The sequence below is a fragment of the Mycobacterium sp. GA-2829 genome (assembly GCF_001499965.1).
GTDB lineage: Bacteria > Actinomycetota > Actinomycetes > Mycobacteriales > Mycobacteriaceae > Mycobacterium.
Window position 1 is genome coordinate 1 of the sequence record NZ_LQIT01000057.1, and the last position, 26,458, is coordinate 26,458.

Below are 26,458 nucleotides of genomic sequence, written 5' to 3' on the forward strand. Positions count from 1 at the left end.
CGCCACCCCCGCCGCCGTCGGCGCCCACCACCGGACCCGACGGTGAGGTCGAACCCGACGCGCCCCGCCAGCTCAATCCCCGTGGGGCGGATCCGCTCGAGCGACTGCGCCAGATCCTGCGGGACTCCGGGAGCTGACCACCGGGACGTGTGAATCCGGCCGGAGGGGGTAGTTAGCTCGGCTATGGCGACGTTCTTGTTTCGCATCGGGCAGTTCGCGTACCGGCGCAAGCTGCTGGTGATCGCACTCTGGCTTCTCGTGCTGCTGGCCGCGCTGGTCGGGACGACGATGGCCAAACCGTTCCAGAACGACTTCTCGCTGCCGGGCTCCCCGTCGCAGCGGGCCAGCGACCTGATGGCCGAGAAGTTCCCGCAGCAGGGCGACATGGACGAGATCGCCCAGGCCAAGGTCGTGGTCGAGGCGCCGCCCGGCACCACGCTCGACGACCCCGAGAACGTCGCGCGGATCGACCGACTCGCCGACGGGCTGCGCGGGCTGGCGCACGTGCAGAAGCAGGCCGTGGTCAACCCGCTGACCACTCCGGCGGCCGCGGTGCAGGTCAGCAAGGACCGTACGATCGCCTACCTCGACGTGATGTACGACCAGAAGTTCGTCGACATCGGCAAGGACCAGATCACCGAGTTCGAGAACGTCCTGCAGCAGGGCCGCGACAGCGGGCTGACCGCCGAGGCGACCGGCACCCTGTACAACGCCCAGCAGCCGCAGAGCGGGATGAGCGAGGCGATCGGGTTCGGCGTCGCGCTGGTCGTCATGGTCATCGCGTTCGCGTCGGTGGCGGCCGCGACGCTGCCGATCATCACGGCACTGTTCGGTGTCGGCATCTCGATCGCGCTGATCACCAGCGGCACGGCGTTCGTGAAGATGGACAGCTCGGCGCTGATGCTCGCGTCGATGATCGGTATCGCGGTGTCGATCGACTACTCGCTGTTCATCGTGTCGCGCTACCGCAACGAGCTGCGGGTGACCGACGACCGCGCGCTGGCCACCGGACGGGCGGTCGGCACCGCGGGCTCGTCGGTGGTGTTCGCCGGACTCACCGTGGTGATCGCACTGGTGGGTCTCACGGTCGTGCGCATCCCGATGATCGCGGTCATGGGCCTGACGGCCGCGGTGTCGGTGGTGTTCGCGGTCCTCGCCGCGGTCACCCTGCTGCCGGCGTTCCTCGGCCTGTTCGGCCACCGCACGTTCGCGCTCCCGATCCGCAGGCTGCGCCAGGGCGACGAACCCGACACCGCGCCGACCAACGGTCTGCGCTGGGCCAAACTCGTTGCCGCACATCCCGTTCCCGCGATCATCGCGGTGGTGGTCGGCCTCGGACTGATCGCGCTGCCGGTGGCGAAACTCGAGCTCGGCATGGATCTGGCCACCGGTGACCAGAAGAAGGCCGTCGCGCTGCTCGACCGCGGCTTCGGGGAGGGGGTGACCGGTCCGCTCATCGTCGTCGCCGACGGCTCGGACGCCCCCGATCCGCAGGCCGGGTTCACCGCCACCGCCGACGCGCTGCGCGGCCTCGACGGGGTGCAGATGGTGACCCCGCCGCAACCCAACGCCGACGGCAGCGCCGCGCTCATCCAGCTGATCCCGAGCAGCGGGCCGAGCAGCCCGCAGACCCAGACCCTCGTCGAGGACATCCGCGCCCTCGCACCGGACCTCGCGGAGCGCACCGGCGTCGACGTCGGGGTCACCGGACAGACCGCGATCCTGTCGGACCTGTCCGAATCGCTGACCAAGGCGCTGGTGCCGTATCTGGCTTTGGTGGTCGGGCTCGCGTTCCTGGTGCTGATGCTGGTGTTCCGCTCGGTACTGGTCCCGCTGACCGCCACCCTGGGCTTCGTCCTGTCGATCGGCGCGACGTTCGGTGCGACGGTGGCGATCTTCCAGCTCGGCTGGTTCGGCATCGTCTCCGATCCGGGGCCGATCATCAGCTTCCTGCCGATCTTCCTGATCGGCATCGTGTTCGGGCTCGCGATGGACTACCAGGTGTTCCTGGTGACCCGGATGCGGGAGAAGGCCGTCCTCCGCGACGACGGGGATCTGAGCGCCCGCGCCGCGGTGATCACCGGATTCCAGCGCAGCGCACGGGTCGTCACCTCGGCGGCGGTCATCATGATCTCGGTGTTCGCGGCGTTCATCCTGTCCCCGGACAACGTCGCCAAGTCGATGGGCTTCGCGCTGGCCGCCGCCGTGGTGTTCGACGCGTTCGTGGTCCGGATGGTGTTCATCCCGGCGGTGATGTCGCTGCTCGGGCAGAGGGCGTGGTACCTGCCCGCATGGCTGGACCGCATCCTGCCCAACGTCGACGTCGAGGGCGAGACCATGCGCGACACCGTCGACCAGCGCACCCCCGAGAAGGTGTGAGCTACAGATACGTGCCGAAGTGGCCGGCGACCAGCTGCCGCGCCAGCGGATAGTCCGACAGCACCGCGCCGAGCACCTCGCCGAGCTCGTGCACGGTTGCGACCTCGAAGCCGCGGGTGCGCATGAGATCCCCTGTCCACCAAGCGGTGTCAGCCACCGGCCGCGGGTCCCCGGTCAGCAGGGCGGCGCCCACCGCGTGCAGCATCTGGTGCAGGACGTCGTTGACGACGTCGCTGAGGTCGCCCGGTGACGCCTCCTCCGGTGGGGCGGCCGCGGCGCTGACGGACCAGCGCAACCGCATCGTGTCCACCAACGTCCGGTGCTCGATCTCGAGCAGCGCCTGCTCACCGGCCGGCCCGGCGGGCAGCGGTGCGGCGGGCGGCACGACGGCAGGTACGTTCCGCACCGCCTCCACCGCGCCCTGAGCGGTCGGCGCCCACGCCGTCGCCCCCAGCGCCAGGGCGCGGACGTCGTCGCCGCCGAACGCCGGACCGCCGACGACGATCGGCACCCCGGCCGCGGTGCTGGCCTCGATGAACCGCCGGGTCGTCGGCAGCGCGCCGAGTACCGAACAGCTCACCGCCACCGCCTCGGGGCCGAGGTCCTGCAGATGCTGGTTGAGCCGCATGGGGGAGGTGGCAGCGCCGAGCAGCGTGCTGTCCCAGCCGTCGGCGCGCAGCGCGCAGTCGATGATCATCGCCGGCAGGGCGTGCCACTCCCGCTCCGAACACGCCACCAGCACGGGTCCGCGGGTGACCGGGCTACGCCGCACATGCCGCGAGACCGCCTTGGTGGCGGCGACGGAGATCGCAGTGGCCGCGTGCTCCTGGGCGACGGTCCATTCGCCGCGCTGCCACCGGGTGCCGACCTCCCGCTGGGTGCGGGCGACGACGTCGGTCAGCACGGTGACGGGATCGACACCGGCGGTGAGCATTTCGTCGACCAGCGCGCGGGCGGCGGCGGCGTCGTCGGCGACCAACGCGGCCTCGTAACGGGCCAGCGGTTCGGTCAGGTCCCGCATGTGACCGCCAGCAGCGCGATGTCGTCGTGCGGTTGGCCGTCGAGGAATTCCAGCACGTGCTGTTCGACGGCCTCGCACACGACGTCGGGCGCCGCCCCGGCGTAGGCGGGCAGCAGGGCCAGCAGCCGGTCCACCCCGAAGAAGCCGTCCTGCGACCGCGCCTCGTCCACCCCGTCGGTGTACATCAGCAGCGTGTCGCCGGGTTCGAGTCGGACGGTGGCCGGCCGGTAGCGGGTCTGCGCGCGCACCCCGGCCGCGGTGCCGTACACCTCGAGCTGTTCGACCCGGCCGTCGGCGTGCAGCACGATCGGGGCGGGGTGCCCGGCGACGGCGAGGTCGACGTCGGCGTGCCCGTCGGGCTGCGGACGCACCCGGGCGCACACGGCCGTGACGAACCGTTCGGACTCCGCGTCGTGCAGGACGGAGTTGAGCGCGTCGAGCACCACCTCGGGCCGCCGGTCGAAGTGCGCCGCCGTCCGGATGCTCTGCCGGGTGCGCCCGGTCAGTGCCGCGGCTTCCACTCCCTTGCCCATGACGTCGCCGAGCGCGAACACCCAGTCGCCTGCCGAGCCGGTGACGTCGTAGAAGTCGCCGCCGATCTCGAGGTGCTCGGCGGTCGGCCGGTAGCGCGCGGCCACCCGGATGCCGTCGACCTCGGGCAGCACCGGGGGCCGCAGCCCGCGCTGCAGCGCTCCGGCGATCCGGCCGCGCTCCTCGTAGAGGCGCGCCGAATCCAGCGCTACCGCGGCCCGCGCGGCCAGCCGCTGTGCGAACGCGACGTCCCCGGCGGCGTCGCCGCTCCAGGCACGGTCCCCGAACCGGGCCAGCAGCAGCGCGCCCAGCGTCGCACCGCGTGCGGTCAGCCCCAGCGCCAGCACGTCGGCGGCGCCACGGGTGACCACCTCCTCCACCAGACGCGGGTGGTGGACGATGCCCGCCAGCGCGTCCGGGTCGCCTGCGGTGACCCGCACCCGCTGCGGTTGGCCGCTGCGCAGCGCCCGGTCCAGCAGCGGATAGGCCTCGGGCTTGCGGGGGAGCACCTCGCTGAAGTCGACCCGGTCCCCGCCGCAGAAGCCGATCCCGCCGGTCCGGTTGTCCGGCAGCACCAGCGCGGTCCAGTCGGCGAGTTCGGGGCGCAGCAGCGTGAGCAGACGCAGCCCGGTGCGGCGCAGGTTCAGCGTTCCGGCCAACCCGACCTCGACGTCCTCGGTGAGTTGCGCCCGGCTACGGACCTTCTGCTCACGGGGCGCCGTCGACGCGCTGTCGCTGGGCATGGCCGTTCGAACTCTCCCGTCGATGAAGATCATCTTCACCGTAGCCACCACCGGCTCGCGGGTCACCGTCGGCCGACGTGAGCTAGCCTGGTTGCCGTCGTGTTCCGTTTCGACGGCACAACGGGTTCAGACTGCAGCCTCGACGGAACTGGCCCGTTGCTCGTCGTAGCGGGTACGCGAAACGTCTAGAGGATGAGAGTTGGACGGTCAGAACTTCGGTGTCGAAGAGTGGCACGGACGGGTTGCGGTGGTGCGTGCCACAGGTCCTGTCGACATGCTGACCGCGCCGCAGCTGGAGAGCGCCGTCCGCGGCGCATGGGCGAAGGGCCCCGCGGGGCTGATCGTCGACCTGACCGATGCGGAGTTCCTGTCGTCGGCCGGGATGCAGGTGCTGGTCACCGCGCACGAGGAGATCACGCCGCAGGCACGGTTCGCCGTGGTTGCGGAGGGTCCGGGAACCAGTCGGCCGTTGAAGATCACCGGCCTGACCGACTTCATCGACCTGTTCTCGTCGCTGGATGCGGCCTTGGACACCTTCGCTGAATGACAATCGCACGAATCGGGTAGCCAGTAGCCACTATGAGTTCTACGAGTTTCCAGCCGGACGGGGCCGACCTGCGATTCCTTCGTATGGGCGCCGCCGACGCGCACGCGGTGGCACGGCTGCGGGAAGAGTTCACGCGCTGGCTGGCCGAGCAGTTCGAGTTGGACGACGTCCGCTCGAGCGACATCGTGCTCGTGGTCAACGAAGCGTTGTCGAACGCCGCCGAGTTCGCCTATCCGGACCGTGAGATGGGTGACAACATCACCCTGCAGACCTCTTATACCGCCGACACCGGCACGCTGGCGATCACCGTCGCCGACCGCGGCCAGTGGCGCCGCAGCGACACGTCCAACCAGAAGCGGTCCAGGGGCCGCGGCATCCCGCTGATGCGGGCGCTGTCCGATCGCGTCGACATCGACAAGACGCCGCAGGGCACCCAGGTGCACCTGTACTTCGACCGCTGCCAGCGGCGCACGCCGAACAAGTCCGCCACCTCGGCCGTCGAAGGGGCCACCACTTCGGGGTGAGTGGTTTGGATCACTCTTTGCGTGGGTAAGGGGCCTGTGTTGGGCGGCTCCGGTCGCATCCATCGGCCCCCCGGAGCGCCAGCGTGACGATCACCCCGCTGCACGGTCACTCCCGTCCGCATGCCCGGGCCACCCACTCCGACAGGCTGGCCCTGTCCACCCGCTCATGGGGCCGGGCGCCGGACAACCGGATCTGCATCGCCGTCCGCGGTGAGGTCGACGCCGCCAACGCCAAGGATTTCGCGGTCGCGGTCTGCGAGGCCGCGGCCGGCCACGGCGCCGTCGACGTCGACCTTCGACTGCTCGGATTTCTGGCCGTCGACGGCATCGCCGCGCTGCACGCGATCAACGCGCAGTTCGTCCGGCACGACGTCAGCTGGACCGTGCTCCCCGGCCACGCGGTGTCGCGGCTGCTGGCACTGTGCGACCCCGAGGGCATCATCCCGCGCGACGAACCCGCCGATGATCCGCAGGAGGCAGAGCCCGCCTGATCTTGACCGGTGCTCCGGGCGGCTGTTAGACATGGTCGAGCCTGGGTGGCGGACGGCGAAGCGAGGGTGCGGTGGCTGGTCTGGTCGAGGCAGGCGTCTACTACGACCCCTACGACATCGGCATCGTCACCGATCCGTATTCCACCTATGCGCGGCTGCGCGAAGAGGCGCCGCTCTACTACAACGACCGCTACGACTTCTGGGCCCTGTCCCGGCACGCCGACGTCGAGAAGGCGCTGCTGGACTGGGAGACGTTCTCCAACAGCCGCAGCGACATCCTCGAACTGGTCCAGTCCGACTTCGACATGCCCGCGGGCGTGATGATGTTCGAGGATCCGCCCGTGCACACGCTGCTGCGCGGGCTGATGTCACGGGTGTTCACTCCGCGCCGCATGGCCGCGATCGAGGACCAGATCCGGCGGTACTGCGTCAGCTGCCTCGACCCGCACGTCGGCTCCGACGGATTCGACATCATCGCCGAACTCGCCGCCATGATGCCGATGCGTGTCATCGGTATGCTGCTGGGAATCCCTGAGAGCGAACAGATCTCGGTACGCGACGCCAACGACGCCAACCTGCGCACCAAACCGGGTGCGCCGATGAAGGTGGCCGACGCCGACCGCATCGCCGACGGCCGCATCTACGCCGACTACGTCGAATGGCGGTCGAAGAACCCGTCCGACGATCTGATGACCGCACTGCTGGAGGTCGAGTTCACCGACTCCGACGGTGTCACGCGCAAGCTCACCCGCAAGGAGGTCCTGCACTACACGCAGGTGGTCGCCGGTGCGGGCAACGAGACGACCGGGCGGCTGATCGGCTGGCTGGCCAAGGTGCTCGCCGAGCACCCCGAGCAGCGCAGGCAGGTCTGGGCCGACCGCAGCCTGCTCACCCGCACGGTCGACGAGACGCTGCGCTACGAACCCACCGGTCCGCACGTCGCACGTTGGTTGGCAAGGGATTTCGAGGCCTATGGGACCACGGTGCCCGCGGGCAGCGCGGTGCTGCTGTTGTTCGGGGCGGCCAACCGTGACCCCCGCCGCTACGCCAACCCGGACACCTTCGACATCCACCGCGACAACATCAGCCATGTGACGTTCGGCAAGGGGTTGCACTACTGCCTCGGTGCCAACCTCGCCCGGCTGGAGGGCCGCGTCGCCCTCGACGAATTGCTCAACCGATTCCCCGAGTGGGACATCGACTACGACACAGCACAACTCGCGCCGACCTCCACGGTGCGGGGCTGGGAGAGACTACGGATCGTCCTGACATGACCGACGCCTTCTTCGAACTGACCCAGGCCAAGGCCCGCTACTGCTACACCCTCGACACCCGTGACTGGGCCGGGTTCGGCGCCCTGATGACCGACGACATCGAACTCGACGTGAGCGAGGGCACCGGTGTCCCGGTGGTGCACGGCCGCGACGCGGCGGTGGACATGATCCGCTCGTCGCTGACCAACGCGCAGTCCGCACATCAGGTGCACACCCCACTCATCGAGGTCGACGGATCCGAGGCCCGGGTCGTCTGGGCGATGCAGGACCGGGTGAAATGGGAGAACGGACCGGCGCTGACCGGGTACGGCCACTACCACGAACGCTGGGTGCGCCACGACGACGGCTGGAAGTTGGCCGCACTCAAGCTGACTCGACTGATCATGGAGTTCGAAGGCGTCGGCTGAGAGCGGGCGCAGTACGCTTCCGGGCGTGTTGGACGTCGTTGAAGCCTCGATCGCCGATCTGCGCGCCGCGCTCGACTCCGGGCGGGTGAGCGCGGTCGGGTTGCTCGAAGCCTACCTCGCCCGCATCGCGACCTACGACCACTCCGGCATCCGGCTCAACGCCGTCGTCGTTCTCGACCCCGGCGCACACGCCGCCGCCGCGGAATCCGACGCCCGCCGCGCACGGGGCCAGACGCTGGGACCGCTCGACGGGATCCCCTACACCGCCAAGGACAGTTACCTGGCCCGCGGGCTGACCGCCGCCGCGGGCAGTCCGGCCTTCGCCGACGTGGTCGCCCAGCGGGACGCGTTCGCGATCGAACGGCTGCGGGCGGCAGGCGCCGTACTCATCGGGCTGACCAACATGCCGCCGATGGCCAACGGCGGTATGCAGCGCGGCCTCTACGGACGTGCCGAAAGCCCCTACAACGCCGCATATCTCACCGCCGCCTTCGGATCGGGGTCGTCCAACGGATCCGGCACCGCGACGGCCGCGTCGTTCTGCGCGTTCGGACTGGCGGAGGAGACGTGGTCCTCGGGCCGGTCGCCGGCGTCGAACAATGCGCTGTGCGCCTATACCCCGTCGCGCGGGGTGATCTCGGTCCGCGGCAACTGGCCGCTGGTCCCGACGATGGACGTGGTGGTGCCCCACACCCGCACGATGGCCGACCTGCTGGAGATCCTCGACGTCCTGGTCGTCGACGACACCGACGCCCGCGGCGACTTCTGGCGGACCCAGCCCTGGATTCCGGTGCCGAAGGCTTCCGCCGTACGGCCACCGTCGTACGCCACATTGGCCGAGGGTCCGAAGGCGTTGGCGGGCAGGCGGTTCGGGGTGCCCCGCATGTACATCAACGCCGACCCCGAGGCCGGGACGGCGGAGCACCCCGGGATCGGCGGCCCCACCGGCAGGCGGATCGACACCCGGCCGTCGGTGCTGGAGCTCTTCGAAGCCGCGCGCCGCGACCTCGAGGCGGCGGGCGCCGTCGTCGTCGAGGTCGACTTCCCCGTCGTCACCAACTACGAGGGCGACCGCCCCGGCGCCCCGACCATCGCCACCCGCGGCCTGGTGAGCCCGGACTATTTGCGCCGCGAACTGCTCGACCTGTCGGCGCGGGCCTGGGACGACTTCCTCGCGGCCAACGGCGACCCCGCGCTGGCCACGCTGTGCGACGTCGACGGCGCGCGCATCTTCCCGGCCCCGCCCGGGGCGCTACCGGACCGCTACGACGGTTTCGATGACGACATCGCCGCCTACCCGCAGTGGGTGCGCGACAACCCGGCCGGGTCGGTGCTCGACGTCCCCGGTCTGGCCGACGGTCTGCGGGGGCTCGAGGAGACCCGGCGTATCGACCTCGAACAGTGGATGGACGGGCTTGAGCTGGACGCGGTGATCTTCCCGGCCGCCGCCGACGTCGGCCCCGCCGACATGGACGTCGACCCGGCGTCGGCCGACCTCGGCTGGCGCAACGGGGTGTGGGTGTCGAACGGGAACCTGGTGCCACGGCACCTGGGAATCCCGACGGTGACAGTGCCGATGGGCACGATGGCCGACATCGGGATGCCGGTCGGTCTGACGTTCGCAGGCCGCGCCTACAGCGACACCGCGCTGCTGCGGTGGGGCTGCGCGTTCGAGGCCACCGGCGCGCGGCGCACCCCGCCGGGGCGGACCCCGCCGTTGGCATGATGGTCACGAGACCATCCCGAGCGGAAGCGGCACAATGAGCTACCCCCAGTACCCGCAGTCACCGGCGCAGGCGCCGACCTGCTACCGGCATCCCGACCGGCAGACCTACGTGCAGTGCACCCGGTGCGGCCGCTTCATCTGCCCGGAGTGCATGCGCTCGGCGGCGGTAGGCCACCAGTGCCCGGAGTGTGTCGGCGAGGCCGCCCGGTCCGCGCCGCAGGCCCGCGCCCCGTTCGGCGGTCGGCTGGCGACCGCGCAGCAGAAGCCGGTGGTCACCTACACGCTGATCGCGGTCAACGTGCTGGCGTTCATCATGCAGAGCACCTCGGGCGGGCTGGAGCGCGAGTTCGTGCTGTGGTCGCCGGGGGTGGCCGACGGCCAGTGGTGGCGGCTGGTCACCTCGGCGTTCCTGCACTACGGCGCGATGCACCTGCTGTTCAACATGTGGGCGCTCTACGTCGTCGGCCCGCCGCTGGAGCACTGGCTGGGCCGGTTGCGGTTCGGAGCGCTCTACGGGCTCAGCGCCCTGGGCGGCTCGGTGCTCGTCTACCTGCTCTCCCCGCTGAACGCCGCGACCGCAGGTGCCTCCGGCGCGGTCTTCGGCCTCTTCGGCGCGATGTTCGTGGTGGCGCGGCGGCTCAACCTCGACATCCGCGGGATCGCCGCGATCATCATCCTCAACCTGGTGTTCACGTTCGTCTACCCGTTGATCAGCTCGCAGGGCATCAGCTGGCAGGGACACGTCGGCGGCCTGGTCACCGGCGCGGCGATCGCAGGCGTCTACGCCTACGCCCCCGCCGCCCGGCGCAACCTCATCCAGGGTGGGGTGACCGCGGCGGTGCTGGTGTTGTTCGCGGTCGCGATCTGGTGGCGCACCGAAGAGATCTTCGCAATGTTCGGGCTGCGTTAACCCCGCAGCTGGGGCAGCACGTCGCGCTCCCACGCCGCGAAGAAGCCCGCGGTGTCCGGGCCGACCTGCTGGACGTAGACCTCGTCGACCCCTGCGTCGAAGAACTCGCGCACCTGGGCGGCGTGCTTGTCAGCGTCGTCGCCGCACGTCATCGCGTCGGCGATGGCGTCCTTCGAGACGAGGGTGGCGACGTCGGCGAAGTCGCCCGGCCGCGGCAGCGTCTGGGCGAGCTGACCGGGCAGCACCTCGTTGGGCCAGATCCGGTGCGCGGCGTCCAGCGCCTTGTCGGCGTCACGATCCCAGCTGACCTTGGTGCCTGCCTGCACCGGCTTGTCGCCGCCACCGGAGTCGCGGAATGTCTTGACCAGGTCGGCGTCCGGCATCGTGGTGCAGAGGCCGTCGCCGATGCGGCCGGCCAGTTCGGCCGCCTGCGGTCCGAACGCCGAGACGTAGATCGGCACCGGCTGCTCGGGCAGTGTGTAGATGCGGGCTTCCTGTACCTCGTAGTGAGTGCCGTGGTGGCTGATCTCGTTCCCTCTGTGCATCAGCCGGATGAGGTCGACCGCCTCCTCGAGCATCTCCCGACCGACGGCCACGGGTCACCGAGGATGTGCTCGTTGAGCGCCTCGCCGGTGCCCACACCCAGCACGAACCGGCCGTCGAGCTGCACGCCCGCCGTCGCGGCGGCCTGGGCGATGATCGCCGGATGGATGCGCATGGTCGGACACGTCACGCCGGTGGTGACGGGCAGCGACGTGACCTGCGACAGCGCGCCGATCACACCCCACACGAACGCGCTCTGGCCCTGCTCGTCGTTCCAGGGGTGGAAGTGATCGGAGATCCACAGCGCCTCGAACCCCGCCGCCTCGGCCCGTTTGGCCTGCTCGACGAGTTCGGCGGGGGTGTACTGCTCACACGACAGGAAGTATCCGATCTTGGCCATGCGGCGCGGGATACCCGCCTGTCGCCGGGTCAATCGGTCAGCGGTGCGGCGTCGGGCTCTGCGCCGACTCCCACTTCGATTCCAGCGACCGGGTCACCTCGGTGCCCGCGGCGAACTCGTGCTCGAAGGTCTCGCCGTCGTCGCCCTCCAGCGTCACCAGATAGGAATCGTCCCCGTCGTTCTTGTGGACGACCTTGTACGACTGCGGACCCGATCCGCGGTCGATGGTGATGGCATCACCCGGGGCGACCACGTCGATCGACTCATCGGCGAACTCGTTGCTCATGCGCCCCGACGTACCCCGGCGGGCCGATGACCCAAACGCGCAGCGATGCCGGTCACGTCATGCACACATCGGAGAACAGCAACACCGGCCACGAGGCGATCGACCCCAGGAACGAGATCGCGAGGTCGACGCCGTGCATATCGCTGAGGTGGTCGGTGTGGGTGCTCGACCAGATCACGCCGACGATCAGGTACGGCGTGCCGAGCAACAGCCCGATCCCGATCAGTTCGGCGATGGTCAGCTTGTAGCTGAGGAACGCGCGCAGCTTCGTCTCCATGGTCGACCCCTCCCGCTCGTGTGGTGATGTTAACGGCCATTCACTGCGGCCGGAGCCCGATTGCCCGCATTTGAGCGGTACGTCCTCGTCAGATGTTCATCGCTGATCGACCGAGTATGGGATGCTCGCACACATGGCTCTGCCGCAGCAGCGTGGACGGGTCTCCGCCGCCGGGCGCACACTCACGCTGGCCGACACCCGCATCACCGTCGGCCGCCGCACCGCGCGCTGGTCGGACGACGAGGTGTCCGCCACCGACGCGATGGACTTCTGGTCGTTCGCCGCAGGCGCCGCCAACGTGATCATGCAACTGTCCTGGCCGGAGGTCGGCTACGGCGTGGTCGAGAGCAAGGTCGACTCCGGCAACCTGCTCAAGCACCCGTGGAAGCGGGCGCGGACCACGTTCTCCTATTTGGCGGTCGCGTTGTTCGGCAACGACGACGACCGCGCCGCCTACCGCGCCGCCGTCGACGGCGCGCACCGCCACGTGCGGTCGACCGACACCAGTCCGGTGCGCTACAACGCCTTCGACCGCGAGCAGCAGATGTGGGTGGCGGCGTGCCTGTTCGTCGGCCTCGAGGACGCCTACCAGATGCTGCGCGGGCAGATGACGCCCGCTCAGGCCGAACAGTTCTACCGGTCGGCGTGGCCGCTGGGCACCACCCTGCAGGTCACCGAGGACCAGTGGCCGCCCACCCGCGCGGAGTTCGACACCTACTGGAACACCGCGTGCGAGCACATCTCGGTCGACGACACCGTGCGCGGCTACCTCAGCGACCTGATCGATCTGCGCATGATCCGGGCGCCGCTGCGCATCTCCTCGCGGCACCTGCTGCAGTTCCTGACCGCGGGCTTCCTGGCGCCGGTCTTCCGCGAGGCGCTCGGCATCCCGTGGAGCGACCGCGAACAGCGGTGGTTCGAACGGCTCTTCCTGTTCGTCGCGTTCGTCAACCGTTTCCTGCCGCCGTTCATCCGGCAGGGCGGCAGCCATCTCCTGCTCGCCGACGTGCGCCGCCGGGTGCGCCGACACCGCCGCCTGGTGTGACCGAGGTGCTGGCCGCGCTGCGCCGCCTCCTGCAGTGGGAGGTGAGCATCGCCGATCTGCTCGAGATCGCGATGTGGCTCGCGATCCCGTTCGTCGTGATCGGCGTCGGCTTCACCTTCCTGCACCCCGAGTACGTGCAGTTTTTCGAGCGTCAGCTCGCGACCCGCTTGCCCGCCGGGGCCGACCTCGCCGCCTTCGGGCAGACCACGCTGCTGTGGCCGGTGTTGCTGATCGCCGACCACATCTGCGCCGTCTGAGCGCCCGCTGCCGTCATCATGGGCGGTATGGCCGACGATCCGCTGGACCAGCTGTACGCGGTGGCGCCCGAGGAGTTCACCGCGCTGCGCACCCGCCTGGCCGCCGACGCGAAGAAGAGCGGCGACGCGGCGGCGGCCAAGCGGATCGGCGCGGCACGCAAACCGACGACGTCGGCGGCGGTGGTGAACCGGCTCGTGCACAGCGACCCCGGCGTGCGGGACCGGCTGACCGGGCTCGGTGACGAGCTGCGGGCCGCGCACACCGCGATGGACGGCGAACGCATCCGCGAACTGTCCGCCCGGCAGCGCAAGCTGATCGAAGAACTCGCCAAAGCCGCGTTCCGCGCCGCCGACGTCGACTCGCCGACGGCGACGCTGCGCGACGACGTCACCGACACCCTGCACGCCGCGATCGCCGATCCCGACGTCCGGGAGCGGCTTGGCCGGTTGGCGAAGGCCGAACACTGGTCGGGTTTCGGCGACGCCGAGATGGTGTTCGCGGAACCGGCGGAACCCAGACCCCGTAAGGCCAAGAAGGCGCCGGAGAAGCCCGACAAGAAGGCCGAACCGGAGAAGTCGGACCAAGCCGAGCAGGAACGGCGGCGCCGCCACGACAAGGCGCGTGCGGTGCTGGCCGCCGCCGAACGCGCCAAGACCGACGCCGACGACACGCTGGCCGACCGGCAGAGCGATCTCGCGACCGCGCGGCTGCGGGTGGAGGACGCGAAGGCGCGGCTGGCCAAGGCCGAACAGGCGCTCGATGAAGCGGATGCGGCGTACGGAAACGCGAAGGACGCCAGTCGGGAGGCCGGCGAGGTGGTGGCGGCCGCGAAGGCCGAACTGCGGCAGACGGAGTAGCCTCACGGGAACCCCGTCAAACGTCAGTTTGCTCAGATGTTCCCAAAAGTGGTGGGGATCATGCTCTTTGGGTCAAGGTGTCGTTCACTACAACTGATAGCCGACTCTCGTTTTGCGAGCCTACTCTCAGTTTCATGGCGACTTTTCTGCACCGTATCGGCCGCTTCGCGTACGGCAGGCCCTGGCATGTCATCGCCGGCTGGCTCGCGCTGATCGCCGTCGTGGCGGGTGTGCTCGCACTGAACCCGCCCAAGATCTCCAACGAGATGCGCATCAACGGCACCCCGGCGCAGGAGGTCATCGACCAGCTCGCCGAGCGGATGCCGCAGTCCTCCGGCGGGCAGGGCAGCATCGCGTTCGCCGCGCCCGAGGGGCAGCGCATCGACGAGGGCGCAAACCGCGATGCGGTGCTCGCCGCCGTCGACGCGATCTCCCGGACCGACCACGTGCTCGATCCGCGCGAGCTCGCGGCCGCGGAGATGGCTAAGGGCCCCGCCAGCCCGACGCTGTCCGCCTCCGCGGCGGTGGCGCGCGCCCAGGTCAATGCGCAGCCGTCGCCCGACGCGCCCCGGCCGCTGAGCGTCAACGGCCAGCCGGTGCCCGGGGTGACCGTCTCCGCCGACGGTGCCGCCGCGCTGTATCAGTTCCAGTTCGACAAGCAGACCGCCGAATTGCCCACCGGCGCCGTCGAGAACACCATCGAGGCTGCCCGCGAGGCCGTCGCGGACCGCGGCATCGAGGTGCTGCCGTCGGCGAGTATGGCGCAGATGCCGGAGATCGCCGGAGCGGCTGAGGTCGTCGGCCTCATGGTCGCGGCTGTCGTGCTGATCGTCACCCTCGGCTCCCTGGTCGCGGCGGGTCTGCCGCTGGTCACCGCGCTGATCTCGGTCGCCGTCGGTGTCGGGGGGACGTTCCTGTTCTCCCACCTGTTCGACATCCAGTCGATGACCGTGGTGCTCGCGCTCATGCTTGGCCTCGCGGTCGGCATCGACTATGCGATGTTCATCGTCAACCGGCAGCGCCGGCTCATCCTCGACCGCGGACTCAGCGCCGCCGACGCCGCCGCCCGCGCGGTCGGCACCGCGGGCAGTGCGGTGGTCTTCGCAGGCACGACGGTGGTGATCGCCCTCGTCGCGCTCACCGTCGTCGGCATCTCGCTGCTCACCCCGATGGCGCTCTCGGCTGCCGCGACCGTCGTCGTCGCGGTCGTCGCCGCCATCACCCTGCTGCCCGCCCTGCTCGGGCTGGTCGGCGAGCGGATCGCCTCGCCCAAGGGCAGGCACAGCGCCGCGACCGAGGAGAGCAACCACCGCTTCGCCTCGGCGTGGGTCGGTGCGGTGCTCCGCAACCGCGTCCCCGCCGCGCTGGCCGGCGTCGGGGTCACCGCGGTGATCGCGCTCCCCGCGCTGTCGATGACGCTCGGCATGCCCGACGGCGCCAGCTACAACGAGGGCACCCCGCAGCGCGAGAGCTACGACGTGATCGCCGAGCATTACGGCAACGGCTACAACGGGCCGCTCGTCGTCGTCGCCGAGCCCCGACAAGGCACATCAGGGGGCGGGCAGCTGTCCACCGCGGCCGTCGCCGACACCTACAGCGAGCTGCGCCGCGTTCCGGGGGTGGCCGAGGTGACCTTCGGCGGCCTCAACGACGCCTCCGACACCGCGGTGTTCTCGGTGGTCCCGGAGAACGGACCCACCGAGGAGGCCACCGCGCAACTGGTCCGCGACATCCGCGCCCAGAGCGGACCGCTCGCCGGGCTGCGCGACGTGAAACTCGGCGTCACCGGCATCACGGCGATGGGCATCGACATGTCCGACCGGCTCGGCTCCGCGATCCCGATCTACGTCGGCATCGTCATGGGGCTGTCGATCCTGGTGCTGATGGTGGTGTTCCGCTCGATCGCGGTGCCGCTCAAGGCGACCGCCGGATTCCTGCTGACCGTGCTCGCCACGTTCGGCGCCACCACCGCGCTGTTCCAGTGGGGCTGGTTCCAGCAGCTGATCGGGCTGTCGGCCACCGGGCCGATCCTGTCGATGCTGCCGATCATGGTGATCGGCGTGCTCTACGGCCTGGCCATGGACTACGAGGTGTTCCTGGTGTCGTCGATGAAGGAGGCCCACGTCCACGGCCACCGCGGCGACGCGGCCGTCGCACACGGCTTCACCCAGGCCAGCCGCGTCGTGGTCGCCGCCGCGCTGATCATGATGGCGGTGTTCGCGGGCTTCGTGTTCAACGCCGACCCGATGATCAAGCAGATGGGCTTCGCGCTGGCGTTCGGTGTGCTGATCGACGCGTTCCTGGTCCGGATGACGGTGGTGCCCGCGGTGATGTCCATGCTCGGCGACCGCGCCTGGTGGCTGCCGCGGCGGCTGGGCCGGGTATTGCCCGACCTCGACATCGAGGGCGAGAAGCTGGGCCGCCGGCTCGAGGAGGAGCAGGCCGGGCAGACCGTCCCGGCCTGAGGTCTGCGACGATGACGGCCGTGACCGGAATGCATCGGCTGCTCGCGGTGTCCGTACTGGCCCTCGGTCTGGCCACGGCGCCGCCGGCGGCGGCGGGCGGTCCGACCGACATCACGCTCACCTTCATCCGGCACGCGCAGTCCGCGGGCAACGCGTCGGGGCTGATCGACACCTCGACGCCGGGGCCGTCGATCACCGACCTCGGCCGCGGGCAGGCCGCCGACAGCGCCGCCGCGCTGGCGGCCAACGACTACGACGGCGTCTACGCGTCGACCATGGTCCGCACCCAGCAGACGGCCGCGCCCATGGCCGCCGCCCTCGGCGAACCGGTCGTCGTCCTGCCCGGTCTGCGCGAGATCGAGGCGGGCCAGGCCGAAGGGCAGCCGGAGGCGTCGGCGGAGGGTTACTTCGCCGCGCCGATGCAGTGGCTGCAGGGTGACCGGTCCGCGCGCATCCCCGGCTCGGTCGACGGCAACGAATTCGACGCCCGCTTCGACGACGCCGTCGCACAGATCTACGCCAGCGGCGACACCGACGCCGTCGCCTACTCCCACGCCGCCGCGATCATGCTGTGGGTGACCATGAACGTCGACAACCCGCAGCCCCAGCTACTGCGCGAGCATCCGCTGCCCAACACCGGCCGCGTCGTCGTCACCGGCAAACCCACCGAGGGCTGGACCCTCGTGGACTGGGACGGCATTCCCGTCGGGTGACCGACGTCACAGCCTGACGTGAGCTGCGACACAGCTCAACTTCACCGCCGCGCACCCCGCCGTTACTGTGGGGCAAGCACCGAGGATGGGGAGCAGGCACATGAGGTACCGACTGATGCCGTACGTGACGCTCGAGGTCGACGACCGGCTGCGGCGCCGGGTGCGTTCCGTCGGCGAACACCTCCGCGTCACCGTCCGCGCCTATCTGCTGAGCGCCGCCGACGACGTGGACACCGCCGGTGACCGGGTGCGCGGCATGTGTGACAAGGCCGTGCACCGCGTCGACACCGTGGTGGCGTCGGTCAACGACAGGATCGCGCCCGCCGCGAGCGAATCGCAGACCACCCGCGCCAGCTAGCGCTGCGGCGTCCAACCGTAGACGTTGGACACGTCGTGGAACCGGCCCCGATTCGCCGACACGGCGTAGACCACGTCGAACCCCGGCACGCGACGGGTCGCGATGACCGCCGCCACCAGATCCGCCAGATCGTCGTGGGCCAGCCACACCCGCCGCTCGTGGTCGAGGACCGCCTGATCCTCCGCCCACGCCAGCGGGGCGTCGTCGGGTGTCACGCCGCCGAGCCGGATGCTCACCGCACCTCGGGCGAACCGGTCCGCCACCGACCGCAGCCGCGCCTCCTGCTCGCGTTTGGACCGCCCGTAGCCGCTGGGTGTCTCGGTGGCGAACACCCCTGGCCGCGCCGTCAGCAGCGGCGCACCGGTCCGCCGCGCCCAGGCCATGGTGTCCTCGACGTGGATGCTGCTGGCGTGCACGAACAGTCCGACCTCCGCGTCGAGCGCGGCGGCGAGCACCGCCTCGAACAGTGCCGGGTTGGCCGGATTGCGGGTCGGCGCCTGCCAGTGCTCGCGGGGGGCGCCGTCGCCGCCGGGATCGAACGCCAGGTGCACCACCACGTCGCAGCCCCGCACGAGGCGCCGCAGCCGGCCGGGGTCGGCGAGGATGTCGACCTGCGGCCGGTCGATCGGCACGATCGCGGCGCCGGCCCCGAGCCGGGGCGTCAGCGCGCGGCCGACGGTGCCCGCCGCACCCGTGACCGCCACCCCGATCATCGATTCGGAGTACCCACCGACCCCGCCGATACGGCCGAACTTGCGCACTCCCTCTACGGTGGGGGGTGCTGTCCGTCGACAGCATCGGTCTGTGGGTAGAAGGGGTGTCCGGCTTGGTCGGCCATGGGTTCGCGGTGTTCTTCGCCTTGCTCGCGGCGATCTTCATGGCGATCGGCATCGTGGTCCGCCAGCGTGCGACCCTCGACGTCCCGCCCGAGAAGGGTGTCAGCACGGTCATGCTGGCCACGCTGCTGCGTCGTCCGGTGTGGTGGGCGGGCACCGGTGCCGCGGTCGCGGGGTTCGTCTTCCAGGCGTTGGCGCTCGGCTACGGGTCGCTGCTCTTGGTGCAACCGGTGCTGGTCTCGGCGCTGCTGTTCGCGCTGCCGCTGAGCGCGCGACTGGCCGGGCGGCGCGTGACCCGTGCGGAGTGGCTGTGGGCGGTGCTGCTGACGGCCGCGTTGACGGTCTTCGTCGCGCTGGCCAAGTCCAGCGCCGGCGACTACGACATCCCGGTGGCGCTGACGGTGATCGTGGTCGTCGTCTGCGTCGGGGTGGTGCTGGCCTGCGTGCTGATCGCCGTGCGGGCCACCAACTGGCGCCGCGCGGTGATGCTGGCCGCGGGCGTCGGGGTGCTGTTCGGGCTGGTCGCCGTGCTCACCAAGATCGTCATGCACCTGCTCACCGAAGGGCAGGTCCGGACCGCGCTGACCACGCCCGCGCTCTACCTCGTGGTGCTGCTCGGCGTCGGCGCGACACTGCTGCAGCAGTCGGCGTTCCACGCCGGTTCGCTGCAGACGTCGGTGCCGACCATGCTGGTGCTCGAACCCGTGATCGCGGTCGTGCTGGGCGCGATCGTCCTCAACGAGCACCTGTCGATCAGCGGTCTTGAGCCGGTCGCGCTGGCGGCCGCTGCGGCCGCGATGATCGCCGCGACGGTCGCGCTCGGCCGCGAGGAAGGCGCCTACGAGGAGCAGCTCGAGGCCGAACTGGCCGAGCAGGTCGCCCCGTAGTCAGGCCGCCGCGGCCGCCGTCAGCATCGAGCGGCGCAACTGGGTGCGCCCGCGGTGCAGCCGCGACATCACGGTGCCCAGCGGCGCGCCGGTCAGCTCGGCGATCTCCTTGAACGTGTAGCCGGCGACGTCGGCGTAGTAGACCGCTGTGCGGAACTGTTCGGGCAGCGCCTGCAGCGCCGCGCGCAGGTCACCGTCGGGCAGTCGGTCCAGTGCGTCGTCCTCGGCCGACCGCCACTCCGTACCGCTGCGCCCGCCGAGCATCTCCGCGTCGGGGAAGTCCGCGGTGAGCTGCTGGACCGGGCGCCTGCGGATCTTGCGGTACTGGTCGATGAACGTGTTCATCTCGATCCGGTACAGCCACGCGCGGAGGTTGGTCCCGTCGGTGTATCCGCGATAGCCACGCAACGCGTTGATCATCGTGTCCTGGACCAGATCCTCGGCGTCGTGGTGGTTGCGGGTGAGCCGTAACGCGCGCTGGTGCAGTTCGGGTAGCAGCGGGGCCGTCGCCCGCGCGAAATCGGCCTTCTCGGTAGCGGTGTTCTGGGAATCCTGGTGCGGCATGCACCAAAGGTTTCTCGCATCGGGCCCCGATGTCGTCCATGCGAGCGCCCAAGGACGGTTACCGCTAGCAGGTACGAGTCACGGGTTGATGGTGTTCTCGCCGATCTGGCGGCCCCACACGTACTCGATCGCGATCGGCTGACCGAGTTCGAGGTGGTTGTACGGCGCGAGCGAGGCGCCGGTGTCGAGCACCAGGTACGGCGCGGGCCACAGGTCGCGGGTGACCTTCTGCCAGCAGCCGGGACGTCCTTCGGGGCCGCCCCTGGCGTTCACGCGCGGCAGGTTGTCCGGGTACACCCACGGGTTGGCCGCACCCTGCACGGTGTTGTGCAGGTTCACCGAGTAGCCGTTGCCGCCGTTGAACTCCGTGAAGGCGGGTTCGGCGTCGTGCCAGTTGCGGATCATGCAGAACAGCGACGGGCTGTTGCGGTCCAGCGTCTCCGACACCGGCACGAGATCGTTGGTGCCGCGGACGAAGTACGGCCCGCCGCGTTCGAGGACGTCCCCGCCGGTGTTGCCGAAGCCGACCGCCGACATCAGCGCCTGATCGAGGTTGCCGCGCTGCTCGTTGAGCGTGCGGGCGGTGGTGACGGCGTTGTCCAGGCCGTCGAACAGATCCGGTGCGGCATCGGAGTACACCTCGCCGAGATCGGCGAGCAGTCGGGTGTCCTCGCGGATCTGCGGCATCCGCGGGTTGAGGTCGGCCAGGATCGCGTTGCCGTCGATGACGGACTGCCCGAAGCGGTCACCGAGGCCGTCGAGGGCTTCGGCCGTCGCGGTCAGCGTCTGGTTCAGCTTGATGGGGTCGACCTGCTGGGCGACGGAGACGATGGTCTCGAACAGGGTGTTGAACTCCGTGGACACCGACTCCACGCGGATCACGTCTTTGCTCGAGATCCGCTGTGGGACAGGATTTTCCGGCGACGAGAACGAGATGTACTTGTTGCCGAACACCGTGGTGGCGCGGATCGCGACGTCGGCGTTGGCGGGGATCAGGTCGATGTACTCCGGGTGCACCGCGAGGTTGAGTTCGGCGGCGGGCCTACCGTCGTCCTCGACCGCGTCGACGGTGTCGACCCGGCCGATCTGCACACCGTTGAAGGTGACCTTGGCGCCCGGATCCATGGACAGCCCGGACCGCTCGGCGATCATGCGGAGTTTGACCTCGGGGGTGAACGCGCCGCGGAACTGCATCCACACCAGCACCAGCACCACGACGACCACGAGCACGGTGACCATGAAGGCGACTTTCAGCGGCGGGTCGAAACGCCACTTGACCATGCGTCGTTGCCACGCCGACCCGGAGTCCGACCCCGACGAAGCCACCGTCAACCACCTTCCCCCCGGACCGACAACAGCCGAGGTCGTCCAACTTTTCCAACTGGCACCGTCCGGCGCAAGACCGACAGGTCGGTTGCGGTGTACGTCACCTTGCAGCAAAGAGATGAGTATGTCATGAATTGCACCGGGCCGAGTTCCCGCCGGCCGCCGCGAAAGGACACCCGCACGTCATGCTGACCCCGCTACCCGCCCAGGACCGCAGCCAGGACGCGCCCGTCGGCACCCAGGCCCGGCACCCGGATCTGGAGGCGAAGTTCCTGCCGTTCAGCGCGTACCTCTCGACGTCCTCGACGCTGCCCGCCCGGCTGCGGGAGTTGGTGATCCTGCGGGTGGCGCACCATCACGGCTGCCGGCGCGAGTGGGAGCACCACCGCCCGATCGCCACGGCCGCCGGACTGTCGGACGCCGACGTCGAGGCCGCACGGACCGGGGCGGCGGCCGACCCGTTCGACCGGCTGGTGCTGGCCGCCGTCGACGAGATGCACGAGGGTTCGCAGATCAGCCCCGCGACGTGGGCGGCACTCGGTGAGCGCCTCGACGAGCGCGCCCGCATCGACCTCATCTTCACCGCGGGTGGCTACGGGGTGCTGGCCACCGCTCTCAACACCCTGGAACCCGGGCCGCACTGACGGTCAGCTCGCGGCCCGCACCCGCGCGGCGGCGTTCTCCGGCATCGGGTCGTAGCGGGCGAAGCGGCGGCGGAACACGCCTGCGCCGTGCGACAGCGACCGTAGATCCACCGCGTAGCGGGTCAACTCGACCTGGGGGACCTCGGCGCGCACCACGGTCCGGTCGTCGCCGTCGCGCTCGGTGCCCAGCACCCGGCCGCGCCGGCTGGACAGGTCACCCATCACGGCGCCGACGAGGTCGTCGGGAATCGTGATGTCCACGGCGTCAACGGGTTCGAGCAGGTTGACGGTGGTGGCCGCGGCGGCCTCGCGCAGTGCCAGCGCACCGGCCATCTGGAATGCGACGTCCGAGGAGTCCACGCTGTGGGCCTTGCCGTCGACGAGCGTCACCCGGATGTCGACGACGGGATAGCCCGGTCCGACACCCTTCTCCATCTGCGCGCGCACCCCTTTCTCGACGCTCGGGATGAACTGCCGCGGTACGGCGCCGCCGACGATCTTGTCCACGAATTCGAAGCCCGCGCCTTCGGGCAGCGGTTCGACCTCGATGTCGCAGACCGCGTACTGCCCGTGCCCACCGGACTGTTTGACATGGCGGCCATGGCCTTTCGCGCTGCCGCCGAACGTCTCCCGCAGCGGGATGCGCAGTTCGATCGTGTCGACGGTGACGCCGTAGCGCCGGGCCAGCGCGTCGAGCACGACGGCGGAGTGCGCCTCACCCATGCACCACAGCACGATCTGATGGGTCTGCGGATTCTGCTCGATGCGCAGCGTCGGATCCTCGGCGGCCAGCCGCGTCAACCCCACCGAGAGTTTGTCCTCGTCGGTCTTGGCTCGGGGCGCCACCGCGACCGGGAGCAGCGGTTCGGGCATTGCCCACGGTTTGAGCACCAGCGGAGCGCCCTTGTCCGACAACGTGTCTCCGGTCTCGGCGCGGGTCAGCTTGCCGATCGCGCAGATGTCGCCGGCCACCGCGTACGGTGCGGGGCGCTGCTGTCTGCCCAGCGGGAACGACAGGGTGCCGATGCGTTCGTCCTCGTCGTGGTCGGGATGACCGGACCCGCTCGCCGAATCCGTTGCGGCACCGAAGAACGACGAGAAATGGCCCGACACGTGCACGGTCATGTCGGGCCTGATCGTCCCCGAGAACACCCGGGCCAGGCTCACCCTGCCGACGTAGGGATCCGACGTCGTCTTGACGACCTCGGCCAGCAACGGGCCCGCCGGATCGCACGCGGGGGTGGGTCGGGGTGCACCCTGCGGGGTGAACACCTCGGGCATCGGATGGTGCAGCGGCGACGGGAATCCGCGCACCGCCGCGTCGAGCAGTTCGCGGGTGCCGACGCCGCTGCCGCTGCACACCGGGATCACCGGGAAGAAGGAGCCGCGGGCGACGGCCTTCACCAGGTCGGCGATCAGCTGGTCTGAGTCGAGGTCCTCACCCCCGAGGTAGCGCTCCATCAGCGATTCGTCCTCGGACTCCTCGATGATGCCCTCGATGAGGGTGCCGCGCAGTTCGGTGTACTGGTCCAGATGCGGTGCGGCGGGCGGCTCACCGGTCAGCAGGCCGGTGAGCCCCGATCCGGACGGGAAGTACAGCGACACCACCTTCTCGCCGAACGCCGCCCGCGCCGCGTCGAGCGCACCGGCGTAGTCGGCGCGGGCGTGGTCGAGTTTGGTGATCGCGACTGCGCGCGGCATCCGCACCGCATCGCATTCCTGCCACAGCAGCTTCGTCGGTTCGTCGACGCCCTCGTTGGCCGCGATCACGAACAGCGCACAGTCCGCGGCGCGCAACCCGGCGCGCAGCTCGCCGACGAAGTCGGCGTAGCCGGGGGTGTCGATCAGGTTGATCTTCACGCCGTCGTGGTGCAGCGGGGCCAGGGCGAGGCCGACCGAACGCTGTTGGGCGACCTCGACGTCGTCGCAGTCACACACGGTCGTGCCCTCGGTGACCGCACCGGCGCGGGTCAGCACACCGGCCTCGACCAGCAGCGCTTCGACGAGAGTGGTCTTCCCCCCGCCCGACGGTCCGACCAGCGCGATGTTGCGGATGGCATCGGGGCGGTCCGCGGTCGGCACCGCCTGCGAAGTTGTCCTGTCGGCCATGACTTCCCTCCTGCCTGCTCCACCCTGCTCCGATGTGACCTGCAGCACAAGGGGCGGTGCGCCCTACAGTCGGGGGATGCAGCGGTACTTCCTCGACTCACCCGAGACCTTTCTCTCCGACGCGGTGCGCGGCTTCGTCGCGGCGAACCCCGACATCGAGTGGCACCGCGACCCCGGCTTCCTCGCCCGCCGCACCCCCACCCCGCCGGGGCGGGTGGCCGTGTTGTCCGGTGGTGGGTCGGGCCATGAACCGATGCATGCCGGGCTGATCGGCGCCGGGCTGCTCGACGCGGCCTGTCCGGGACCGATCTTCACCTCGCCGAACGCGCTACAGATCGCCGGCGCGACGCGGCACGTGCACTCCGACGCCGGCGTGCTGCACATCGTGAAGAACTACACCGGCGACATGATGAACTTCCAGATCGCCCGCGACATCGCCCGCGACGAGGGCATCGAGACCGACGTCGTGGTGGTCGCCGACGACGTGGCATCCGAATCCGACGACGGCGGGCCGGGGCGGCGCGGCACCGGGGCGACGATCGTGGTCGAGAAGGTGTGCTGCGCAGCGGCGGCCGACGGCGCGGCCCTCGCCGACGTGGCGGCCCTCGGCCGGCGGGTCGCCGAGAGCGCGCGGAGCATGTCGGTCGCGCTGGACCCGTGCACCGTCCCCGGATCCGATCAACCGTCGTTCGATCTCGGGCCCGACGAGATGGAGATCGGGATCGGCATCCACGGCGAATCCGGTACCGAACGCACCGGTTGGCGGCCCGCGGCCGAAACCGTGCGGATGCTGCTGGAGCGGATCCTGGGCTCGCTGGGCGCGGGTGCGGGGGAGAAGGTCATCGTGGTGCTCAACGGGCTGGGCAGTACGCATCCGCTCGAGCTGCACCTGGTGTTCGGGCATGTGCTGGCACAGCTGCGGGACGCGGGCCTGCAGGTGGTGCGCAGCCTGGTCGGCACGATGGTCACCGCGCTCGACATGCGCGGCGCCTCGGTGACGGTCGTGCGCGCCGACGACGAGATCGTGCGGCTGTGGGACGCCCCGACCGACGCACCCGCGTGGCCGCGGCTGGCCGCTCAGGAACCCGGCGCGCTGGTGGACACCACGCTGGCCGAACCCGACGACGCGCTGGCTTCGGGCGCCGAATGCGGTTGGCTGACAAGCTTTGTCGAACGGGTCCGCTCGTCGATCGACGATCTGACCGCACTGGACCGCCAGGTCGGCGACGGTGATTTCGGGGTGAACATGTCGGCGGCGCTGGGCCGCTTCGAGCTGCCGCTGCGCGGGTCGGACGCCGAGGTGCTCGACGCGATCGCCCGTTCCTACTTCGTCCGGTCCGGCGGCACGTCGGGTGCGGTGTTCGGCACGCTGTTCCGGGAGCTGTCCAAGGCGTTCGCCGACACCGACGACTTCCGCGACGCGCTGGCCTCAGGCACCAAAGCCGCGTTGGAGTCCGTGGTCGACCTCGGCGGGGCGGAGGTCGGGGACAACACCGTCGTCGATGCGCTGCACCCCGCGAACGAGGCGTTGCAGCAAGGGGATCCGGTGTCGGCGGCGGCGCAGGCGGCGGCCGACGGCGCCGAGTCGACGCGGGACCGGGTGGCCCGCAAGGGTCGGGCGAGCTACGTCGGGGAGGCGGCGCGCGGCGCGGTCGACCCGGGTGCGCTGGTGGTGTCGTGGTTGTACGAGGCGGCCGCTCAGGTTTGACGCCGAGTGTCGGGTTGTGTCACGACTTTCGCGAAAACGCGTGTCACAACCCGACTTTCGAGCAGGATCTCATGCCTGCCACGACGCCCACCGGTGCACCGCGACGGTGATCACCGGGCCGTCGAGGGCGAGCCGCTGGTACTGCGAATACTTCTGCCGCAGCAGGCGGTAACCGACGGCCATCTCGCTGCCGCTGTGGTGCACCGCGGCCATCCCGTCCGCGCGCACCCACCACAGTTGCGTCCAGTCGGCGTCGTAGTGGTCGACGAGCAGGGTGACCCGCGGATCGCCCTCGATGTTGGCCAGGCGGCGCAACCGTTGCGTCGTCTTCCGTTTGGCATCGACCGCCGTGTACACCGTCTCCTGGTGCACGGCGAACACCACCGGCACCAGATGCGGTGTGCCGTCCGGGTTGACCGTGGCGAGCGTCGCCGCGGGTGCCGCCGCGAAGCTCTCCACCGCGTCGAACTCGGCCATCAGTCGCGCGGATTGTTGGGTTTGCGGATCGCCGGGCTCTTCGTCACCCCGAACTCAGGCTTCTTCGTCTGGCTCGGCCGCTGCGTCTGCCGCCACGTCGGCCCGCTGTTGGCCGGTGCCTGCGTCTCCGGCTGCTGCGGTGGTTGTGGCTG

At 70.2% G+C, this 26,458-nt stretch carries 26 protein-coding genes and 1 pseudogene; 17 read left to right on the top strand and 10 right to left on the bottom strand.

Going from position 1 to position 26,458, the window contains the following annotated elements:
• Positions 1-183 precede the first annotated feature (183 nt).
• On the top strand, positions 184-2,379 hold the full coding sequence (locus AU194_RS26625; protein WP_059092279.1) for an MMPL family transporter: 2,196 nt from the start codon (positions 184-186) through the stop codon (positions 2,377-2,379).
• A 1-nt stretch (position 2,380) separates the two neighbouring features.
• On the opposite strand, the gene AU194_RS26630 is transcribed toward AU194_RS26625, so the two are convergent.
• Together AU194_RS26630 and AU194_RS26635 are read right to left on the bottom strand one after the other, a co-directional pair.
• Positions 2,381-3,400 carry a B12-binding domain-containing protein gene (locus AU194_RS26630; RefSeq protein WP_059092280.1) on the bottom strand — a complete coding sequence of 340 codons (1,020 nt, stop codon included), beginning with the start codon at positions 3,398-3,400 and terminating at the stop codon, positions 2,381-2,383.
• On the bottom strand, positions 3,388-4,707 hold the full coding sequence (locus AU194_RS26635) for a PP2C family protein-serine/threonine phosphatase (protein ID WP_231743592.1): 1,320 nt from the start codon (positions 4,705-4,707) through the stop codon (positions 3,388-3,390). Before AU194_RS26635 ends, AU194_RS26630 begins: the two co-directional genes overlap by 13 nt.
• Before the next feature lie 166 nt (positions 4,708-4,873).
• Here AU194_RS26635 and AU194_RS26640 point away from each other — a divergent pair, with 166 nt between their 5' ends.
• The 7 genes from AU194_RS26640 to AU194_RS26670 all read left to right on the top strand — a co-directional run bounded on the left by AU194_RS26640 (position 4,874) and on the right by AU194_RS26670 (position 10,553).
• Positions 4,874-5,221, top strand: coding sequence for an STAS domain-containing protein (locus tag AU194_RS26640; RefSeq protein WP_059092282.1), 348 nt, complete (start codon positions 4,874-4,876; stop codon positions 5,219-5,221).
• A 32-nt stretch (positions 5,222-5,253) separates the two neighbouring features.
• Entirely contained in the window at positions 5,254-5,745 is a 492-nt protein-coding gene (locus tag AU194_RS26645; RefSeq protein ID WP_059092283.1) for an ATP-binding protein, read from the top strand.
• An 83-nt stretch (positions 5,746-5,828) separates the two neighbouring features.
• Positions 5,829-6,236: an STAS domain-containing protein gene (locus AU194_RS26650; RefSeq protein WP_231743591.1), complete on the top strand. Its 408-nt coding sequence runs from the start codon at positions 5,829-5,831 to the stop codon at positions 6,234-6,236.
• A 71-nt stretch (positions 6,237-6,307) separates the two neighbouring features.
• Entirely contained in the window at positions 6,308-7,510 is a 1,203-nt protein-coding gene (locus tag AU194_RS26655; protein WP_059092284.1) for a cytochrome P450, read from the top strand.
• Positions 7,507-7,917, top strand: a complete 411-nt coding sequence (locus AU194_RS26660; protein WP_059092285.1) for a nuclear transport factor 2 family protein — start codon at positions 7,507-7,509, stop codon at positions 7,915-7,917. The genes AU194_RS26655 and AU194_RS26660 overlap by 4 nt, the downstream gene beginning before the upstream one ends.
• A gap of 25 nt (positions 7,918-7,942) precedes the next feature.
• A complete protein-coding gene (locus tag AU194_RS26665) occupies positions 7,943-9,643 on the top strand; it encodes an amidase (protein WP_059092286.1) in 1,701 nt (566 codons plus the stop codon).
• Between the two features lie 34 nt (positions 9,644-9,677).
• The gene (locus AU194_RS26670; RefSeq protein ID WP_059092287.1) at positions 9,678-10,553 is read left to right on the top strand and encodes a rhomboid family intramembrane serine protease; all 876 of its coding nucleotides are present in this window, start codon (positions 9,678-9,680) and stop codon (positions 10,551-10,553) included.
• Here AU194_RS26670 and AU194_RS26675 read toward each other — a convergent pair.
• The 3 genes and pseudogenes from AU194_RS26675 to AU194_RS26685 all read right to left on the bottom strand — a co-directional run bounded on the left by AU194_RS26675 (position 10,550) and on the right by AU194_RS26685 (position 12,059).
• A pseudogene (locus AU194_RS26675) lies at positions 10,550-11,496 on the bottom strand (TIGR03557 family F420-dependent LLM class oxidoreductase). The gene AU194_RS26670 and the pseudogene AU194_RS26675 sit on opposite strands and share 4 nt — an antisense overlap.
• A 37-nt stretch (positions 11,497-11,533) precedes the next feature.
• On the bottom strand, positions 11,534-11,782 hold the full coding sequence (locus AU194_RS26680; protein ID WP_059092288.1) for a hypothetical protein: 249 nt from the start codon (positions 11,780-11,782) through the stop codon (positions 11,534-11,536).
• A 52-nt stretch (positions 11,783-11,834) separates the two neighbouring features.
• Complete coding sequence (locus AU194_RS26685; RefSeq protein WP_059092289.1) at positions 11,835-12,059, bottom strand: hypothetical protein; 225 nt, start codon at positions 12,057-12,059, stop codon at positions 11,835-11,837.
• Between the two features lie 133 nt (positions 12,060-12,192).
• On the opposite strand from AU194_RS26685, the gene AU194_RS26690 reads away from it, so the two are divergent.
• The 6 genes from AU194_RS26690 to AU194_RS26715 all read left to right on the top strand — a co-directional run bounded on the left by AU194_RS26690 (position 12,193) and on the right by AU194_RS26715 (position 17,755).
• The gene (locus tag AU194_RS26690) at positions 12,193-13,104 is read left to right on the top strand and encodes an oxygenase MpaB family protein (protein ID WP_369804234.1); all 912 of its coding nucleotides are present in this window, start codon (positions 12,193-12,195) and stop codon (positions 13,102-13,104) included.
• On the top strand, positions 13,101-13,361 hold the full coding sequence (locus AU194_RS26695; RefSeq protein ID WP_369804236.1) for a hypothetical protein: 261 nt from the start codon (positions 13,101-13,103) through the stop codon (positions 13,359-13,361). Before AU194_RS26690 ends, AU194_RS26695 begins: the two co-directional genes overlap by 4 nt.
• A gap of 18 nt (positions 13,362-13,379) precedes the next feature.
• Complete coding sequence (locus AU194_RS26700) at positions 13,380-14,219, top strand: hypothetical protein (RefSeq protein ID WP_059092290.1); 840 nt, start codon at positions 13,380-13,382, stop codon at positions 14,217-14,219.
• A 134-nt stretch (positions 14,220-14,353) separates the two neighbouring features.
• The gene (locus AU194_RS26705; protein ID WP_059092291.1) at positions 14,354-16,684 is read left to right on the top strand and encodes an MMPL family transporter; all 2,331 of its coding nucleotides are present in this window, start codon (positions 14,354-14,356) and stop codon (positions 16,682-16,684) included.
• A gap of 11 nt (positions 16,685-16,695) precedes the next feature.
• Complete coding sequence (locus AU194_RS26710) at positions 16,696-17,397, top strand: histidine phosphatase family protein (RefSeq protein WP_059092292.1); 702 nt, start codon at positions 16,696-16,698, stop codon at positions 17,395-17,397.
• 100 nt (positions 17,398-17,497) lie between these two features.
• Entirely contained in the window at positions 17,498-17,755 is a 258-nt protein-coding gene (locus AU194_RS26715; protein ID WP_059092293.1) for a hypothetical protein, read from the top strand.
• On the opposite strand, the gene AU194_RS26720 is transcribed toward AU194_RS26715, so the two are convergent.
• Positions 17,752-18,516: an NAD(P)-dependent oxidoreductase gene (locus tag AU194_RS26720; RefSeq protein WP_059092294.1), complete on the bottom strand. Its 765-nt coding sequence runs from the start codon at positions 18,514-18,516 to the stop codon at positions 17,752-17,754. The genes AU194_RS26715 and AU194_RS26720 overlap by 4 nt on opposite strands.
• A gap of 65 nt (positions 18,517-18,581) precedes the next feature.
• On the opposite strand from AU194_RS26720, the gene AU194_RS26725 reads away from it, so the two are divergent.
• Complete coding sequence (locus AU194_RS26725) at positions 18,582-19,478, top strand: DMT family transporter (protein WP_059092302.1); 897 nt, start codon at positions 18,582-18,584, stop codon at positions 19,476-19,478.
• Here the strand turns inward: AU194_RS26725 and AU194_RS26730 are convergent, their stop codons facing one another.
• Complete coding sequence (locus tag AU194_RS26730; protein ID WP_059092295.1) at positions 19,479-20,042, bottom strand: sigma-70 family RNA polymerase sigma factor; 564 nt, start codon at positions 20,040-20,042, stop codon at positions 19,479-19,481. It lies immediately after the preceding gene.
• Positions 20,043-20,120: 78 nt separating this feature from the next.
• On the bottom strand, positions 20,121-21,323 hold the full coding sequence (locus AU194_RS26735; RefSeq protein WP_059092296.1) for an MCE family protein: 1,203 nt from the start codon (positions 21,321-21,323) through the stop codon (positions 20,121-20,123).
• 230 nt (positions 21,324-21,553) lie between these two features.
• On the opposite strand from AU194_RS26735, the gene AU194_RS26740 reads away from it, so the two are divergent.
• Positions 21,554-22,012 (top strand): carboxymuconolactone decarboxylase family protein, encoded by a 459-nt coding sequence (locus AU194_RS26740; protein WP_059092303.1) that lies wholly within the window; start codon positions 21,554-21,556, stop codon positions 22,010-22,012.
• Positions 22,013-22,015: 3 nt separating this feature from the next.
• Here the strand turns inward: AU194_RS26740 and AU194_RS26745 are convergent, their stop codons facing one another.
• Positions 22,016-24,121: an elongation factor G-like protein EF-G2 gene (locus AU194_RS26745; protein WP_059092297.1), complete on the bottom strand. Its 2,106-nt coding sequence runs from the start codon at positions 24,119-24,121 to the stop codon at positions 22,016-22,018.
• A 76-nt stretch (positions 24,122-24,197) separates the two neighbouring features.
• On the opposite strand from AU194_RS26745, the gene AU194_RS26750 reads away from it, so the two are divergent.
• Positions 24,198-25,829 (top strand): dihydroxyacetone kinase family protein, encoded by a 1,632-nt coding sequence (locus AU194_RS26750; RefSeq protein ID WP_059092298.1) that lies wholly within the window; start codon positions 24,198-24,200, stop codon positions 25,827-25,829.
• A gap of 69 nt (positions 25,830-25,898) precedes the next feature.
• On the opposite strand, the gene AU194_RS26755 is transcribed toward AU194_RS26750, so the two are convergent.
• On the bottom strand, positions 25,899-26,306 hold the full coding sequence (locus tag AU194_RS26755) for a TIGR03668 family PPOX class F420-dependent oxidoreductase (RefSeq protein ID WP_059092299.1): 408 nt from the start codon (positions 26,304-26,306) through the stop codon (positions 25,899-25,901).
• Positions 26,307-26,458: the final 152 nt, after the last annotated feature.